Annotated in this window: 14 protein-coding genes; 12 read left to right on the top strand and 2 right to left on the bottom strand. The window is 36.0% G+C overall.

Annotated features, from left to right (window positions below; all coding sequences use genetic code 11):
• The first annotated feature begins 10 nt into the window (after positions 1–10).
• Positions 11–1,189, top strand: a complete 1,179-nt coding sequence (locus JYB65_RS11855) for a LegC family aminotransferase (protein ID WP_206582903.1) — start codon at positions 11–13, stop codon at positions 1,187–1,189.
• A gap of 68 nt (positions 1,190–1,257) precedes the next feature.
• Here the strand turns inward: JYB65_RS11855 and JYB65_RS11850 are convergent, their stop codons facing one another.
• Entirely contained in the window at positions 1,258–3,255 is a 1,998-nt protein-coding gene (locus JYB65_RS11850) for an O-antigen ligase family protein (RefSeq protein ID WP_206582902.1), read from the bottom strand.
• Between the two features lie 137 nt (positions 3,256–3,392).
• Complete coding sequence (locus JYB65_RS11845) at positions 3,393–4,586, bottom strand: glycosyltransferase (protein ID WP_206582901.1); 1,194 nt, start codon at positions 4,584–4,586, stop codon at positions 3,393–3,395.
• 220 nt (positions 4,587–4,806) lie between these two features.
• Here JYB65_RS11845 and JYB65_RS11840 point away from each other — a divergent pair, with 220 nt between their 5' ends.
• The 11 genes from JYB65_RS11840 (at position 4,807) to JYB65_RS11790 (ending at position 17,454) form a co-directional block, all read left to right on the top strand.
• Entirely contained in the window at positions 4,807–6,111 is a 1,305-nt protein-coding gene (locus JYB65_RS11840; RefSeq protein ID WP_206582900.1) for a TolC family protein, read from the top strand.
• Positions 6,112–6,332: 221 nt separating this feature from the next.
• On the top strand, positions 6,333–7,217 hold the full coding sequence (rfbA, locus tag JYB65_RS11835; protein ID WP_206582899.1) for a glucose-1-phosphate thymidylyltransferase RfbA: 885 nt from the start codon (positions 6,333–6,335) through the stop codon (positions 7,215–7,217).
• A gap of 59 nt (positions 7,218–7,276) precedes the next feature.
• The gene (rfbB, locus tag JYB65_RS11830) at positions 7,277–8,296 is read left to right on the top strand and encodes a dTDP-glucose 4,6-dehydratase (protein ID WP_206582898.1); all 1,020 of its coding nucleotides are present in this window, start codon (positions 7,277–7,279) and stop codon (positions 8,294–8,296) included.
• Positions 8,297–8,344: 48 nt separating this feature from the next.
• Positions 8,345–9,673 (top strand): sugar phosphate nucleotidyltransferase, encoded by a 1,329-nt coding sequence (locus tag JYB65_RS11825; protein ID WP_206582897.1) that lies wholly within the window; start codon positions 8,345–8,347, stop codon positions 9,671–9,673.
• A gap of 3 nt (positions 9,674–9,676) precedes the next feature.
• Positions 9,677–10,807 carry a glycosyltransferase family 4 protein gene (locus JYB65_RS11820; protein ID WP_206582896.1) on the top strand — a complete coding sequence of 377 codons (1,131 nt, stop codon included), beginning with the start codon at positions 9,677–9,679 and terminating at the stop codon, positions 10,805–10,807.
• 69 nt (positions 10,808–10,876) lie between these two features.
• Positions 10,877–11,830, top strand: coding sequence for a glycosyltransferase family 2 protein (locus JYB65_RS11815; protein ID WP_206582895.1), 954 nt, complete (start codon positions 10,877–10,879; stop codon positions 11,828–11,830).
• A 36-nt stretch (positions 11,831–11,866) separates the two neighbouring features.
• Positions 11,867–12,883, top strand: coding sequence for a GDP-mannose 4,6-dehydratase (gmd, locus tag JYB65_RS11810; protein ID WP_206582894.1), 1,017 nt, complete (start codon positions 11,867–11,869; stop codon positions 12,881–12,883).
• Positions 12,880–13,821 carry a GDP-L-fucose synthase family protein gene (locus JYB65_RS11805; RefSeq protein ID WP_206582893.1) on the top strand — a complete coding sequence of 314 codons (942 nt, stop codon included), beginning with the start codon at positions 12,880–12,882 and terminating at the stop codon, positions 13,819–13,821. Before gmd ends, JYB65_RS11805 begins: the two co-directional genes overlap by 4 nt.
• 17 nt (positions 13,822–13,838) lie before the next feature.
• Entirely contained in the window at positions 13,839–14,657 is an 819-nt protein-coding gene (locus JYB65_RS11800) for an ABC transporter permease (protein WP_206582892.1), read from the top strand.
• 14 nt (positions 14,658–14,671) lie between these two features.
• Positions 14,672–16,045: an ABC transporter ATP-binding protein gene (locus tag JYB65_RS11795; protein ID WP_206582891.1), complete on the top strand. Its 1,374-nt coding sequence runs from the start codon at positions 14,672–14,674 to the stop codon at positions 16,043–16,045.
• A gap of 29 nt (positions 16,046–16,074) precedes the next feature.
• Positions 16,075–17,454, top strand: a complete 1,380-nt coding sequence (locus tag JYB65_RS11790) for a radical SAM/SPASM domain-containing protein (RefSeq protein ID WP_206582890.1) — start codon at positions 16,075–16,077, stop codon at positions 17,452–17,454.
• Positions 17,455–17,457 lie beyond the last annotated feature (3 nt).

The following is a 17,457-nucleotide window of genomic DNA, read 5'->3' as shown; positions in this document are numbered from 1 at the left end:
GGGAAAGGGTATGGAGAAAAAACAGATACAGCTAAGTGTTCCTAATTTAAATATGGATATAGTAGACAATCTCCGAGAATGTATTGAAACAGGTTGGATTTCGACCGGAGGAAGATTTATCACAGAATTCGAACAGAAAATAGCAAAATATGTGGGCCTAAAGGATGCTGTGTCTGCACAAAGCGGAACTGCGGGCCTACATGTTGCGCTTCGTATTTTAGGTGTAAAATCGGGAGAGGAAGTAATCGTTCCCACTTTAACATTTGTAGCAGCAGTTAATCCAGTAAAGTATCTTGGCGCAGAGCCGATTTTTATGGACTGCGATGATTCTCTTTGCATGGATGCTGTAAAGCTTGAGAAATTCTGCCGTGAAGAGTGTGAGCTTGATGAGAAGGGTCTTGTAAATAAGAAAACTGGGAAACGAGTTGCAGTTATCATTGTGGTACATATATTTGGGAATTTAGCGAAGATGGAGCAAGTTATGGACATTGCTGCAAAGTACCGCCTAAAGGTCTTAGAAGATGCAACTGAAGCCCTAGGAAGCTATTATACAACAGGAAGGTATGCAGGCAAATTTTCCGGAACGATTTCGGATATGGGTGTTTATTCATTTAATGCAAATAAGATTATTACTACCGGTGGGGGCGGAATGATTGTCTCCAATAATCAGGATTACCTAGACCAAGCAAGATATTTGACCATAACTGCGAAAAATACAACACCTGAAGATGCGCTGTATTTCGTGCATGGGGAAGTGGGATATAATTATCGTATGCTGAATTTGCAGGCAGCGCTAGGAGTAAGCCAGATGGATCAACTGGAATCTTTCATTCAAACAAAGATGTCAAATTATGAACTATATAAAAAAGAACTTTCTGATGTAAATGGAATTACTATATTGCCTTTTGAATCTGGTATTAGAGCCAATCATTGGTTCTATTCGCTTTATATCGATGAGAACGGATTTGGAGAAAGCAGAGATGATTTGATGCACAGGCTTATTGATAGAGGGATACAATGCAGACCGATTTGGAAACTGATTCATATATTAGATCCATATAAGGATGCTCAAAGCTATCAAGTTGAGAAAGCCATTGACTACGCTGATCACATTTTAAATGTGCCTTGCTCAACCAATCTTTCTGCAGAAGATGTTAAATATGTTTGCGAACAAATTAAATTAAGATAAAGAAAAATGCCACGGAATCATGCAAATCCGTGGCATTTTTGATTCAAAATATCCAATTTGATTCAGAACTAATTATTCTGCGTTTCCTTCATTTGCTTTTTCAGCATGATATTAATAGCGATACCCGTACCAAGTAATCCATAAAACATTGGCATTACAGATACGGAAGAATCATCAACAAAAGCAGATACTAAAAATCCGCATATTCCTAAGAAGACACCAATTCCGGCATAGTCTATAAAGCTATTTAAGTCTCTTCGCCCGTAGATTTTGATGCTTTGGAAGATGTAAGTAAACCATAACACCATCAACGCAAGTAGTGAAATCATTCCGGTATTGACTATTGTCGCAAAATACATATTGTGTGGCTTGTCAACAATAAGATTTAATCCCCAATCTGCGTTATATTTTCCCACGTAGTCGTTCTGAGGGAAGTAAATGCAATAGGTATCTGCTCCATGTCCCAGTAAGATTGTATCTTTGAACATCGGTATAGTTCTGGACCATATATAGCCTCGTCCGGAACCAAAATTTTGATTATCTTCCCAACCGATAGCAGGAACTTTAGTGAGGGAAACAAGGTTCCCTAGTGTATTTCTGTATTGAACATCTTTTCCAGGTATAATTGCAAAATCCCACTCCGAATCGTCAACATTAATAATAAAATAATTTGTCCCGGCAGAATCTTCAGCAGGCCCAATTACAAAAGAGGCAAAACGATCATCTGCGATGGTGAACATCTGGGAGCCTTCAATGTTTTTTATATCAAGATCTTTTCCCTGCGCGTCTGTTAATTTTATAGCAACAGGATTTTCTGGATAAGTAGTAAAGGTTAATTCATTTCCTTTATAATTAAATATAATATCACTACCTTTTGTCACAATATAATCAATGTAGCCTTTGGAAGTCGTAGTAGATACACCTAAATCATTTGATTTAGGTGAGCCTGGCACTTCTGAATTAGTAGAACTTTGAGTATCTATTCCTAAGACACTTTTGCTAGCTCCTGAAATCTCTGGCATCCAACGATTGTACGTGATTCCTCCTACTAATAGCGTTATAACAATTAGTATTGAGACAGGTCTCCACCAGTTAATAATTTTTTTATTCAGAATGACTAAACTAATCAGCACGACAATTCCCATACCTAGGAATCCCCCAGAGGACTGAGAACCGATGAGATTATAAATCGTTAGTGCAAATAAAACGCCCCAAGACAGTTTTTTATAAACAGGTTCCGCTTTTCCTTTTGTCATAGAATAAATAAATAATAAGCCAAAAAGCGGTAGCAAGAGAGTTAAATAGAAAGAGACATAATTGATATTATATACTGTCTGGTAAATTTCTTTATGAAAAGTAAAAGTCAACTGATCTAGATTATTCCAATAGGAACTTGGTGTGATAAGTTTTTTTCCTATCAATGTCTTAAAAAAATCATGACCTGAAGCTTGAGTAATGCCTAATAATGAAAGAAGCGTGCTAACGATGCCTAATATATAAATAATACATTTTACGTTTTTTTCGTTGTTTACAGTATTGATGATATAAAATAACATAAACATATAGGTGAGCAAAGTTACTGTCCCTTCAAATCTGTCATTCCATCCCCAAAGTGCAAATTCCTTGTAATCAGACATAAAATAGGAGAATAATACAAATAAGGAATAAACTGTAATTGGAATATAGTAAGGTGTTCGTTTGATGGCCATTGACTGTGAAAAGATTCGGTATAGCAATATTACCAATGCAAGTACTGCACAGAGTATGATAGCTTCCATCTTATAAAAGCTGAAGAAGTCTGTTAAATCATTACCACTGTTTGTCCAATAAAATTGTGACATAGGTCGTGTATATGAATGCAGTCTTACTATCGTAATAACGCAGGCAGTAAATAAAATAACGGGTACCATCTGGAACCAGTGAAAACTTTCTTGAAGACGTGGGGCCATACTCATAGACCAAATAAAGTCTTCATTTTTAGTTTTAGATGCTGAGCTTAATTTACTGTGTTTCTGATTCGGTTCTGGCATTGTGGCTTTCTTTGTTTGTTTATTCGTTTTTCCCATGTGTAAAAACCCCCAATAATTTTTGTAAATGTATCTATTTAGAAACCATAATATTATACACCAAAAAATGTTAAATTGCAAATCCAAGACCTGACAATAAAATTACTAATTAATGAAATAATGATGCTACTAATGGTTTATTTGTTGAATATACTCAATCCTTTTTCAAGTACTTCTTGAAGACTGTAGAGAGAAGCTTTATCAGTATTATTTTCACCTATTTGTCTTAATGCAATGGATGGAAGCTCAATTAGACGCATGAGTGTATTTCGAAATCCTTCCATAGAATCAAATTCATATAAAAATCCATTGATGCTCTCTTCAATTAGATCCTTATGACCTTTAACATCTGTCGCAACAACAGGCAGACCCATAGACATCGCTTCCATGATATTAAATGGAAGCCCTTCGCTGCTACTAGAAGAAACACAAATATCAGAAATAAAATAATAGTATTCTAAGTTCCCTACATGGCCCAAAAAGATAATTCGTTCTTCTTTAGCGGATCGCACGACAGAGTTTTTTTCTCTTGAAGAGGTTGAATGCGTTAAATTCACCTGGCAAGATAATTTCTTGCATTTTTCAAGTTGATCCCCTTGTCCTGCCAGAATTAGTTTAACATTGGGAGGAAGTTGTTGTATTGCAGATATAAGCATTTTTTGGTTTTTACGTTTTGAAAATTCAGCGGCATATATCATCACAATATCAGATTGATTCAAATTTAACTTTTTTCGTTCTTCGTTGCGGTCTAACAAAGCAAAGTTCTCTTGGCTGAAACGGATAGTATCAATCCCCATTCCAGGAATCATGGATAGCGTGTCTTGATATAAATGATATTTTTGAGCTATTTCATAATCGTCACAGTTCATGACTAGTAAATGGTTTGTCACCGATCTGGTGATTTTTTCTGCAAATAGTAATAAACTTCGCTTCAAAAAAGACGTTTTATTATCAAATAGGTAACCATGGACCGTATTTATGAGAATTGGACGTAAACTTTTCTGTGAGATTAAAAGAAGGACGGCCAATCTAACATAAAAGCTAGCAAGGGAAGTGTGCACGCTAATGATATCATAAGCTCGATTAGAAATTTTTTTTCTAATTTGTTTAACAGCTTTAGCATTTTTATAAGAAAACATTTTCTTCTCAAAAGAGATATCGATAAAGCCTGATTCAGGCAGCTCTTTCATTAATAAATTTTTTGCCTCTTCGTTTGAGTTTGCAGCTGCTACGTCCACGAGAAAACCATTTTCCTGCAATTTTTTAATATAAGGTATATGGAAACTGGCAATATGCCCATAGGTGGAAGCAACATATAATATTTTCTTCATTTAAGAACCTTTCATTTTATATCTAAATTATATCTAAGATCATACATCTTTAATAAGTTTAACATAAGATGACTTTAATTCGTAATAAATTGTTAATATTTATATCACAAATTTAAGGGGTTTGTGTATTGACAGTATTGCAGAAAAAGCGGTAAAATTAAAACCGACCCATGAGTCGGATATCGCCGAGCATGGAAAATAAAAGGAGGAAGAAATAGAGATGAGAAAACAAATATGGATAGTGCTGCTAGCATTTGCTATAGTAGTAACCTCTGTTCACGCGGCTGCGTTTGCGGCTACTGGAACAAGTGATTCAAGCACCTCGACTAGCAGTTCAGCAATAACGACGCAATCTGCCGTTACAAGTGGTTCGGCTATTGCAACCGGGACCGCTATAAGCGCTGACTCTGCAATCACGACAACAGATTCCGCAATTACGACAGTTCCAGCAATAAATACAAGTTTGTCTGCAATAGCGGACACCGGCACAATGATTAGCATTTCCCTTGATGATGCATATAAAAAACTTCTTGCGGAAAGTCCAAATGTAAAATTGGCACAGCTAACGCTGGATAACGAAATTGCTGCAGCGAAGGGATATAGTGAGAAATTATCAGCATTGCATCAGGCAGAAAAAGATACCTCAGGTTGGGGAGTAGATACTTCCAGCAAGCCTATGTTGCAGGCAAATAAAGCCTATGGACTTGTTCAAGCCCCTAAGAATTATGAAGCGACTATTAATAGCATAAAAGCAAAGGCTTATGAGATGTATTATACTTATAAATACACAGAGGCGCAGGTACAAGTAGCGAAAGATAATTTGGACAGAAGTCAGGCCGTTTATAACAGCACAATGCTGAAATATAAGTTGGGAACTGTATCTAAATTAGATACACTAAATGCTGAGACTACTTTAAACACAGCAAAGGATCAATATAACCTTGCAGTCAACGGATTAGAACAAGTAAAACTTAATTTCAACCTGTTTATGGGTTACAATATTCACCAAAAATTGACCCTGACAGATTCTCTCAGTGATATAGCGCTTCCTAGCAAAACGTTAGACACTTCCATTCAAGAGGCTTTAACGAACAGAAATGAAATCAGTGAAGCAAATTATAATGTTCAGATGACTCAATTAGCTTTAAATAATGTTAAAGATTATCCTAGCTCATCGGCGACTTATCAAAATGCAAAAGTTGCATTAATGATGGCACAAGAAGCACAAAAAACGGAGCCATCAAAAATAGAAATCGATGTGCGTACAAAATATATGGATATGGTGCAGAAGCATGAAGCAGTAAAATCCGGCAAAGTTTCTTATGATAACTCTAAAGAAACAGTTCGACTTGGACAGCTGCAATATGACAGTGGTGTGATTACAATTACGGATTTATCTGGCATTATGCTAAATGCATTTCAGACACAGCAGGAATATTACAAAGCAATGCTGGACTATAATTTGGCAGTAGATCAGTATAATCTAGCGAGTGGTGTGGGTACAGCAACAGCTACAATTAAATAAATTAGGCATGATATCATAAATAATAATACCCTGTCAGAACGTTGAAGAATTTTTTCAACCGACTTGTCAGGGTATTTTTTATCATAGGCATAAAAAGGTATATTATATAAAAATACGTCGTAAATAAGAAAATAATATGATATAATATATAGACTTTGGTTATAATTAGAAATGGCTAGGTCCATATTAAATAATATGATTACATTATGGGAGAGAGAATAATGAAAGGGATTATTTTGGCCGGAGGAAGCGGGACTAGATTGTACCCACTGACAATGGTTACATCAAAGCAATTGTTACCGGTTTATGATAAACCGATGATATATTACCCCCTATCAACGTTGATGTTAGCAGGGGTTAAAGAGATATTAATTATCTCTACCCCACAGGATTTGCCGAACTTTGAGAGATTGCTTGGAGACGGAAGCAAGTACGGTATTCATCTATCGTATAAAGTGCAGCCTTCACCAGATGGCCTTGCACAAGCCTTTATATTAGGTGAAGAATTTATCGACGGCGATAATTGTGCGATGATATTGGGAGATAACATATTTCATGGAAATGGATTGACTGCTGAATTAAAAATGGCAGTAGACTATATTGATAACGGTGGAGGAGCTGCGATATTCGGATACTATGTGAATGATCCGGAGCGTTTTGGTGTAGTTGAATTTAATGAAAAAAGGAAGGCCGTCTCAATTGAAGAGAAACCCCTACAGCCAAAGTCAAACTATGCGGTAACAGGATTATATTTCTATGATAGAAATGTTTGTGAATACACAAAAAAATTACGGCCTTCATTAAGAGGAGAGCTTGAAATCACAGATTTGAATAGAATTTATCTGGAACAGAATAAGTTAAATGTTATAACCCTTGGAAGAGGATATGGCTGGCTTGATACTGGAACAGTAGATAGCCTTACGGAAGCAGCAGAATATGTAAAGGTAATTGAAACAAGACAAGGGCTTAAAATTGCATGTTTAGAAGAAATTGCCTATAGAAATAAGTGGATAAACAAAATTCAATTACTTGAAAGTGCTGAACTGTATGGTAAAGGTGAATATGGTCAGCATTTAAAAAGAGTGGCAGAGGGTAAGGTTTTCTAAAGAAGATTTTAGGGATTTTAAAGATAACCAATTTTAGATTGCATAGTCGGGGAAAGAGAATGAAAGTAATCATAACAGGAGGCGCCGGATTTATAGGCGGCAACTTTGTAAACTACATGTTAGAAAAATATAGGCAGTATGAAATTATTTGTATTGACGCTTTGACTTACGCTGGAAATTTAGAAACGCTGGAAGAAGCCTTAGCAGATCCAAACTTTAAATTTTTCAAAGCCGATATATCGGATAGAAGCAGTATCTACAATATATTTGAAGAAGAGAAACCAGATATTGTTGTAAACTTTGCTGCGGAGAGCCATGTAGATCGTTCCATTGAAGCACCAGAACTTTTTTTAAAGACGAATTTGATGGGAACTCAAGTACTCCTTGACGTCTGTCGAAAATATGGAATTCAACGCTACCACCAGGTATCTACGGATGAAGTATATGGAGACCTTCCACTCGATCGCAAAGACTTGTTTTTTACTGAGGATACTCCGATCCATACTTCAAGCCCGTATTCGGCCTCGAAGGCAGGTGCGGATTTATTAGTACAGGCATACCACCGAACCTATGGATTGCCCGCAACAATTTCAAGATGTTCCAATAACTACGGACCATACCATTTTCCAGAAAAATTGATACCACTAATGATTGTGAATGCCTTACATGATAAGCCGCTTTCGGTTTATGGGAAGGGAGAGAATGTTAGAGATTGGCTTTATGTAGAGGATCATTGCAGTGCAATAGATTTAATTATTCATCATGGACGAATAGGAGAAGTCTACAATATAGGCGGACATAATGAACGAACTAATCTTCAAGTAGTAAAGACAATCTTAAGAGAATTAAATAAAACAGAAAAATTGATTACCTATGTTACAGATCGTGCTGGACACGATTTAAGATATGCTATTGACCCAACTAAGATGCATGATGAGCTTGGGTGGTTCCCTAAGACAAGTTTTGATGAAGGCATTAAAAAGACCATCAACTGGTATCTAGAGAATGAAAAGTGGTGGACAAACATTATCAGTGGAGCATATAAAGAATATTATCAGAAGATGTATCAAAATAGGTAATAGAGCTTCTTGAAGTAATATAACTAAAAAGGAGAAAGGGGAGCAAGCATGCACTTAATATTACTATCTGGTGGTTCTGGCAAGAGACTCTGGCCATTATCCAATGATGTAAGATCTAAACAGTTTTTAAAATTGCTCAAAGCTCCGAATGGAGAACCTGAGTCTATGGTACAGAGGGTGTACCGTCAACTGCGAGAGGTTGGTGGTTGGGACTCAATTACTGTGGCGGCAGGTGCATCACAAAAAGATCAGATTGAATCTCAGCTTGGAGAAAACGTGAATTTAGTAATAGAACCGGAGAGAAGGGATACGTTTCCCGCTATTGCATTAGCCGCCTCATTTTTATATAGTGAATGTGGAGTAACGCCGAAAGAAACCATAGCAGTTTTACCTGTGGATCCTTATGTTGAAGAAACGTTTTTTGAAGCCGTTCAACAAATTGAGTCGGAATTTGAAAAAACAGATGCGGACTTGGTTCTTTTAGGTGCAAAACCATTATTCCCTTCAGAAAAATATGGTTACATAGTTCCAGATGGAACAGGTGGAAACGTAAAAAGTTTTAAAGAAAAGCCGGATTGGGAAACCTCCAAACAACTGATAGAACAAGGTGCATTGTGGAATTGCGGCGTTTTTGGATTGAAGCTGGGGTATATTCAGAAAATATTAAGTCAAAAATATAATAGGGATTATTTTGAATATTCAATAATGAAAGATTTTTTTGTGCAGCTCAATAAGACTAGCTTTGACTATGAAGTGGTAGAGAAAGCGGATAAAATTCGAGTGATACAGTATGATGGTCCATGGAAAGACCTAGGAACTTGGGAGACCTTTACTGAAGAGATTGAGGACGCAATTTCTGGGAATGTAGTAATTGATACAACTTGTAGGAATACCCATATTATCAATGAACAGGAACTTCCAGTCGTAGCCATGGGAATCGAAGATGCAGTAATCGTAGCGAGCCTAGACGGGATATTAGTTGCTTCAAAAGGAAAGACTGCTAAGTTAAAGGAGATTACAACATCAATAAAAAATAGACCAATGTATGAAGAACGTAGATGGGGACAATATATGGTGCTTGACCATACAAATGTGGACGGCTTTGAGTCTTTAACGAAAAGAATTATTTTGAATGAAGGAAAACAGATAAGTTATCAGTATCATAATTGCCGTAGCGAAGTTTGGACAATTGTTGCAGGTCAAGGAATTGTTTACATAGATAATAAAAAGAAGGCTGTAAAACCCGGTGATGTTATTCAAATTGCGACAGGAGTAAAGCATGGAATGAAAGCCTTGACTGAATTAGAATTGATTGAAGTGCAACTTGGCAAGAATTTAGTTGAAGAGGATATTATACGTCTGGAAATGGAATGGTAAATAATGAAGATTGTGATTAACGCGACACAATTTAAACAGAATAGTTCCGGAATTGGCGTGTTGTCTTATTATTTATTTGGCAATCTGATTTTGCAAACTGAACTTGAGGTTCTTGTGCTTTTATCAAAAGACAGCCCTGATTTTCCATTTGATAACGGAAAAACAAAAATTATTCGATTGCCATATGACAAAAGACAGAATATCAAGAGAAACGTATTTCAATCCTTTATAATGGGAGAAAAATATTGCAAGGATAGCATTTTCATTACAACAGATGCTAAAATTCCTTTGATTTTACCCAAGAGCTGCAAAGTCCTACCCGTTATAACCGATTTGGCGGTATTTCGTATGGGCAAAGTTTATAAGACCACGAGAGAACTTTACTGGAAATTGCAATATCTTTTTCTAAAGAAAAAGGCTGAGCGATATGTAGCTATTTCAGAATTTACAAAAGAAGAGATGGTCTCAATACTTAGTATTCCTGCCGATATAATTGATGTTGTTTACTGTGCTTGTGATGAGGGAATGAAAAAAGAGGCAGATGTTGACATTTTGTGTGATGCAAGGGAAAAATATCACTTGCCAGATAGATATGTGCTATTTGTAGGGAATTTTAATCCTAGAAAAAATTTGGAGCGTTCGATTTTAGCATTTAATCAGATGAAGGCTCAAGCTAAAGAAGACAATATTGCGGAGATTGAACAATTAAAGTTTCTTATAGTTGGAGAATATGGCTGGAAATTTAACAAGGAAGAAGCACTTGGCGTAGTAAAGTATACAAAAGATATCGTCTTTACCGATTATATTGATAGTGCAGACATGCCAGCGATTTATAGTATGGCTGACCTATTTCTATTTCCTACATTGTATGAGGGTTTTGGTATTCCCATTGTTGAAGCACAAAAATGTGGTACGCCGGTTATTACTTCAAATGTCTCTGCAATGCCTGAGGTAGCAGGAGAGGGAGCGATTTTAGTGGACCCACATAATATCGATGAAATGGCAGATGTGATGCGCAAACTTTTATATACAAAGAGTGGAGCGGATTTAATTGGTAAAGGATTTGAGAATGCGGGAAGATTCAATTGGAAGTATTCTGGAATGAAGTTAAATCAAAGCATAAAAAATTTATAATAAGTTTTTTATGCTACAATAAAGAAGAAAGCAAACGTTTACAGAAACGTGGGAAAGGCGCATTTATATATGTTTTTGACTCAGAATAATAATAGTTATAGTGAATTGCCTCTTGTTTCAATCGTTACACCCTCCTACAATCAAGGTAAATTTATAAGGGCTACGATAGATAGTGTCTTGAATCAAGATTATACAAATATAGAATACATAGTTGTAGATGGTGGTTCTACGGATGAAACTCTTGAAATTTTAAAAGAGTATGGGGATAAGATTAAGTGGGTTTCTGAACCAGATAAAGGACAAGCGGATGCTGTTAATAAGGGAATAAGTAGTGCAAATGGAGATATCATAGGTTGGTTAAATTCGGATGACACTTATATTGGAAATTCTATTAGCCTTATGGTGCAGTATTTCTTAGATGATCCATCTGTACAAATGATTTATGGACAGGGAGTTTACACGGATAAAAAGGGGGATAAAATATGTGACTATCCTACCGAAGATTTTAGTGAGGCTCGCTTAGCTGAGATATGTTATATTTGTCAGCCGACAGCATTTTTTAAGAAAGAGGCGGCTATACGTTGCGGGCTACTTGATGTTAACTGTGATATGTGTATGGACTATGATTTGTGGTTACGAATGGTAAACAAAGGCGTGAAGGTTAAGTGCGTGGCTGATTATATAGCAACTTCAAGGACTTATAAAGAAAACAAGACAAGTACAAGGCAAATTGATAGTTGTAGAGAGGCTTGTGGGCTTATCTATAAATATTATAGATATGTACCAATAGGTTGGATATATGGATATAGCAAGGAGCTACAAAAGAAACAGCGACAAATTAAGTTTATAAGGTATATTTATTTAGGGCTTTTATTTATCAAATTCAATTATCGTAGATTGCCTTTTGCAGTTTACAAAGCACTTGATGAAGTTTATAGAAAAACCAAAGAAGCTAACGATATAAAGCTTTTACGTAGAACGATTGCCGGAGTTATAGAATCGGGTAAAACCAAAACACAATAGTATAGAGATGATTAGTATTTCAAAGGAGATGAATGAATGAAAAGAGCATTAATTACAGGGGTTACTGGACAAGATGGTTCATATCTATCAGAACTTTTGTTAGATAAAGGTTATGAAGTATATGGCATTATGAGACGAAAAAGTGTTGTAGATTATGGAAATGTAGAACATCTAAAAGATAAAATTAAATTTATATATGCAGATATGACAGACGTAGTTTCCCTAATTAGTGCGATGAAGATTTCACAGGCTGATGAAATCTTCAATTTAGCAGCACAATCATTTGTAGCAACAAGTTGGGAACAACCTTTGGCAACCGCTGATATTGATGCTGTTGGAGCAATTAACATCCTTGAAGCTGTTAGGATTGTTAGGCCTGAAGCAAAGTTTTATCAAGCATCTACAAGCGAGATGTTTGGATTAGTTCAAGAAATTCCACAAAAGGAAACAACTCCATTTTATCCAAGAAGTCCTTATGGGGTTGCAAAGTTATATGGACATTGGATTACAAAGAATTATAGAGAAAGCTATAATCTTTTTGCATGTTCTGGTATTCTTTTTAATCATGAATCGGAGAGACGTGGTAAAGAATTTGTAACAAGAAAAATTACCGATGCTGCTGCTAGAATTAAGCTTGGCAAGCAGCAATACCTAGAACTAGGGAATATGGATTCAAAGAGAGATTGGGGACATTCTGCGGATTACGTTAAAGCGATGTGGTTAATGCTTCAGCAAGATACCCCTGATGATTATGTTATCGCCACAAATGAAACACGAACAGTTCGAGAATTTGTTGATATTGCGTTTAAGAAAGCAGGGATTGAATTAGCATGGAAGGGAAGCGGGGTCAATGAAACCGCAACGAATAAGCAAAATGGAAAAGTAGTTGTGAAGGTAAATCCTAAATTCTTTAGACCAGCAGAAGTTGATCTCTTGATTGGGGATCCCACGAAAGCTGAGACAAACCTCGGCTGGAAACGTGAAGTTTCTTTTGAACAGTTAGTTTCTAGGATGGTAGAAAACGATATCAGATTGGTGGGGGAAGAAAAATGATAGACATTAAAAATAAACGAATTGTTGTAACTGGTGGAGCAGGTTTTTTAGGAAAACATGTGGTAAAGAAGTTAGAAGAAAAAGGATGCAAGGATATTTTTATACCTAGAAGTAAGGACTATAATCTGATTCATGAGGCGGATATTATCCGAATGCTTCATGATTTTAAGCCTCAAATCATTATTCATTTAGCTGCAGTCGTTGGTGGAATTGGTGCAAACCGAGAAAACCCCGGCAGATTTTTCTATGAAAATATCATGATGGGAACACAGCTGATGGAACAGAGCCGTTTATTTGGGGTAGAAAAGTTTGTTGCTATAGGAACCATTTGTGCATATCCGAAATACACTCCGGTTCCATTTAACGAAGATGAAATTTGGAATGGATATCCAGAAGAAACAAATGCTCCTTATGGACTTGCTAAAAAAATGATGCTGGTTCAGTCTCAGGCATATAGAGAACAGTACGGATTTAATTCAATTTATCTGCTTCCTGTAAATTTATATGGGCCACATGACAATTTTGACCCAAATTCATCACACGTGATACCTGCATTAATTAAAAAATGTGTTGAAGCTGTAGAAAAAGGTGACGACAATATTGAAGTTTGGGGCACAGGGGCAGCAACAAGGGAATTTTTATATGTTGATGATTGCGCTGAAGCAATCGTGCTTGCTACAGAAAAATATGAAAAATCTGCACCAATTAATATCGGTGCAGGAAGAGAAATATCTATAAAAGATTTAGTTGGAATTTTAACTGAGCTAACAGGATTTGTTGGCGAAGTTATTTGGGATTCTACAAAACCAGATGGACAGCCTAGACGATGCTTAGACACGCAAAAAGCGGAAAAGGAATTTGGATTTAAATCTAAAACAGACTTTGAAGAAGGACTTAAAAACACAATTCAATGGTACATTGAAAATAAAGAACTGTAGAAATGGGAACCAATTTGATGTATACCAAAGCGAAGCAATTTATAAATTTTGTTACAGAGACCGTGCAAAATCGAAAAACAATTATTAATCTTGCAAATAATGACTTCAAATCAAAGTTTGTGGGTTCGTACTTGGGAGTTTTATGGGCGTTTGCAACGCCATTATTGACTATATTAGTTTTTTGGTTTGTTTTTGAAGCAGGATTTAAATCTCTACCAATGGAAAATGTACCTTTTATTTTATGGTTTATTCCGGCATACATAGCGTGGACCTTCTTTGCTGATGCAATGACTGCTACTACCAATACGCTATTTGAATATGAATTTTTAGTTAAGAAAGTAAAGTTTAGAGTAAGTGTACTACCGATGGTAAAATTGCTTTCAGCGGTATATATACATATGTTTTTTATAGGATTCGTATTCTTAGTTTATATTTTTATGGAGCATAGGCTAATGTTGCAGTATTTCCAAGTGTTTTATTATATGTTTGCAATGCTGATATTACTGATTGGGTTGGGGTGGTTAACCTCTTCACTAGCTCCATTTTTCAAGGATTTATCTCAATTGGTGAATGTATTTCTTCAGATTGGTTTTTGGTTGACTCCTATTTTCTGGTCAATTGAAGCGATGCATCCTCCAGCATGGGTAAATTTCATTGTTAAGATAAATCCAATGTATTATATAACTAGCGGCTATAGGGATTGCTTTATCACCGGTGAATGGTTTTGGCAAAGACCAGAGACGACCGTTTGGTTTTGGGGTGTAACGCTTGCTACATTTATAACTGGGGCTTATGTATTCCAAAAATTGCGACCACATTTTGCGGATGTATTATAGAAATAGGAGCTTAGATGGAACTATCAGTTAAAGTTGACAGACTGACAAAGATATATCCGATATTTAACAAAAAAACGGATCGGTTAAAAGAAACATTCAGCCTATCGCGTAAAAAATATCATGAAGAATTTTATGCGCTGAACGAAGTTAGCTTTAATATTATTAAAGGAGAGAGCTTCGGCATTATAGGAAAAAATGGGTCGGGCAAATCCACATTACTAAAAATTTTATCAGGAATTCTTACCCCGACTTCTGGCAACGTTGAAGTATCAGGGAAAGTAGCAGCTCTTTTGGAATTAGGGGCAGGATTTAATCCCGAAATGACAGGCTTGGAAAATATTTTTTTAAACGGAACTATTATGGGGTATTCCCGTGAACAGATGCAAGATAAAGTTGAGTCTATCCTTCAATTTGCTGGCATTGGTGAATTTATCAATCAACCTGTAAAAAATTATTCGAGTGGAATGTTTGTAAGGCTAGCCTTCGCCGTTTCTACAAGCATCGAACCAGAAATACTAATTGTTGATGAAGCATTGGCAGTTGGTGATGTGTTTTTTAGACAAAAATGCTATGAACGACTTAACAGACTTAAAGAAAATGGGACTACCATAATATTAGTAAGCCACGCATTAAATGAGATTGAGCAGTATTGTGATAGGACATTGCTATTAAATAAAGGCAAAATGATAATGCTTGATCGTAGTCCTGACGTTGTGAAAAAGTATTACATGATGGAGCAACTTGAACATAACAATTCATTAGAAGTTTTAGAGCATACGTCGACAGTTGAAAAACACTCCACGGGTTCAATCAAAGAGACAAGTTTTTTTAATGGTGAGTGGAACCGAAGAGATGATGTTTTCTTTAATTTAGAGGAATCTGTTGAACACTCGAATGGAGTAGCAACATTTCTGCGTATAGGGATGTTTGACGAGCATGGATATGCGAAGACTAATTTTTATGTTGGTGATAAAGTATATTTTTATTATGAAATAGAAATGTTAAAAAAAATAGGTGTACCTATTTTGGGAACAATTATTTTTAATCAACAAAATATAATTGTGCATGGTAAGGATACTTCTCAAACGTATGTGGATGTTCCGAATGTAGTAGAGGCGGGAACGATACTTGAGATAGTTCAGTGCATGGAAATGAATTTATGTGCTGGCGAGTATACTTTTGAAGTTGGATTCTCATGCATGAACAAAGAAGACTACCGCTGTAGAGGGAGTGTGCCACAAGAGATGAACAATGCAAAGTTGCATAGAATAAACTTAAGAAACAATGTAGGCAAGTTTTCTTTAACTAATAAAAAGGAAAATGTCCCTACATGGTTAAGAAACCATGGGCTTTGTGACTTACCAAATAAATTTGAAGTTAGATTTTAAAGTAATTTTACTGAAAAAGAGAGAAGAATATGTTTAACAATGTAGCCCCTAATGGGACAAAGCTTTGCGAGTTCTTATACTTAGCAACTACACGGTGCAATTGTCGATGCAGCCACTGTATATCTGATTTGTATACAGGAAAAGAAAATGAAATGTCAAGTGAGACATTCATTAAAATATACGAAAACTCAGTGGTATTACCATATAACTCGGTATCCGTGGCTGGTGGAGAACCATTTTTAAAAGATGATTTGGATGAATATATTTTATATCTCGAGAAAAAAGAAATCCCTTGTGTGATTTCCACGAACGGTTATTTTGTAGATCGAATAGAGCGCTTAATTCAGCGCTTAAAACGCAAAGACATTGTTCGTTTCGCTGTTTCAATAGACGGAAATGAACAAACTCATGACACAATAAGAAGATGCCTTGGTGCCTATTCAAGAGCTTTAGAATCGGCTATAAAGATTAAAGAAAGTGGCTGCAAAGTTCATATAAATACAGTTGTTCAGAAATCAAACATTAATCAGATTTCTACATTAAAAGACCTTTTTGAAAGTAAGGCGATTGAATATTCGTTTATCCCTAAAATTCTGGGTGAAGGGGAGCCTTTTGAATTTGAAGATATTGATATTGCGAAAGTTATTGACTATGTACGACATCCCAGAGAACGCAAATATCTATTATCTAAAGGTAATTTTATAATTAAAAACTGCCATGCAGGAATAAATTCTTGGTTAATAGATTCAAATGGAGACTTCTATGCTTGCTATGGTGGCTTTTATTCTAAAGAGCCTAAGGATTATAGAGTCGGTAGCATTTTAAATGGATTTGACCAAGTTTATAACTCGGCAAAAAAGTATGAAGTATGCGAAAAAGTGGTTGCCAATTGCAAAGGGTGTTTGCTACCCCGAGACGCTGAGCGGGAAGTTGACCACTTTGGTTTGTCTACAAAAATAACAAAAGAAGAGATTATAACAATCAAAAACAAGCTCGGTAATGCGAGCCATCTAGAAGAGATTTCAATTGATAATCAGTCGTGGCAATTGTTGGAATGGTATGAGGGCGAGAGCTTTAGGTGGACAAAGTCAAAAGAAGCAAAAGTTTTCTTAAAAATCAATTCAGAGGGTGCTGGTGATCTTTATCTCAAATATATGAACTTTATTGATTCAAGCATTGGAATGGAACCGCTAATTTTGAGTGTATATGCTAATGATGAATTATGCGGAACGATGCAGTGCCAATTAGGGGTAAATGAGGCGAGATTGCCGCTTAAAAATGAATATAAGGCAGAAGAAATTGTAGAGGTAACTTTAAAAACAAACTACGTTTGGAAGCCTTCTGATATATCAGAGTCAACAGATAACAGAGAATTAGGTATAGCCGTATATGGTGTAAGCGCGTTTTGATTT

Origin of the sequence: Clostridium aminobutyricum, assembly GCF_017255415.1 — a bacterium.
Classification (GTDB): Bacteria; Bacillota; Clostridia; order Peptostreptococcales; family Anaerovoracaceae; genus Aminipila; species Aminipila aminobutyrica.
This window is presented reverse-complemented; position numbering and strand designations above follow the sequence as displayed.

What these genes read in the sequence shown, in the direction of transcription:
- gmd (WP_206582894.1), top strand. Translation starts at nt 11,867, where the DNA reads ATGAAAAGAGCATTAATTACAGGGGTTACTGGACAAGATGGTTCATAT.
- JYB65_RS11850 (WP_206582902.1), bottom strand. Translation starts at nt 3,255, where the DNA reads ATGGGAAAAACGAATAAACAAACAAAGAAAGCCACAATGCCAGAACCG.
- JYB65_RS11790 (WP_206582890.1), top strand. Translation starts at nt 16,075, where the DNA reads ATGTTTAACAATGTAGCCCCTAATGGGACAAAGCTTTGCGAGTTCTTA.
- JYB65_RS11820 (WP_206582896.1), top strand. Translation starts at nt 9,677, where the DNA reads ATGAAGATTGTGATTAACGCGACACAATTTAAACAGAATAGTTCCGGA.
- JYB65_RS11845 (WP_206582901.1), bottom strand. Translation starts at nt 4,586, where the DNA reads ATGAAGAAAATATTATATGTTGCTTCCACCTATGGGCATATTGCCAGT.
- rfbA (WP_206582899.1), top strand. Translation starts at nt 6,333, where the DNA reads ATGAAAGGGATTATTTTGGCCGGAGGAAGCGGGACTAGATTGTACCCA.
- JYB65_RS11815 (WP_206582895.1), top strand. Translation starts at nt 10,877, where the DNA reads ATGTTTTTGACTCAGAATAATAATAGTTATAGTGAATTGCCTCTTGTT.
- JYB65_RS11800 (WP_206582892.1), top strand. Translation starts at nt 13,839, where the DNA reads ATGTATACCAAAGCGAAGCAATTTATAAATTTTGTTACAGAGACCGTG.
- JYB65_RS11840 (WP_206582900.1), top strand. Translation starts at nt 4,807, where the DNA reads ATGAGAAAACAAATATGGATAGTGCTGCTAGCATTTGCTATAGTAGTA.
- JYB65_RS11825 (WP_206582897.1), top strand. Translation starts at nt 8,345, where the DNA reads ATGCACTTAATATTACTATCTGGTGGTTCTGGCAAGAGACTCTGGCCA.
- JYB65_RS11855 (WP_206582903.1), top strand. Translation starts at nt 11, where the DNA reads ATGGAGAAAAAACAGATACAGCTAAGTGTTCCTAATTTAAATATGGAT.
- JYB65_RS11795 (WP_206582891.1), top strand. Translation starts at nt 14,672, where the DNA reads ATGGAACTATCAGTTAAAGTTGACAGACTGACAAAGATATATCCGATA.
- JYB65_RS11805 (WP_206582893.1), top strand. Translation starts at nt 12,880, where the DNA reads ATGATAGACATTAAAAATAAACGAATTGTTGTAACTGGTGGAGCAGGT.
- rfbB (WP_206582898.1), top strand. Translation starts at nt 7,277, where the DNA reads ATGAAAGTAATCATAACAGGAGGCGCCGGATTTATAGGCGGCAACTTT.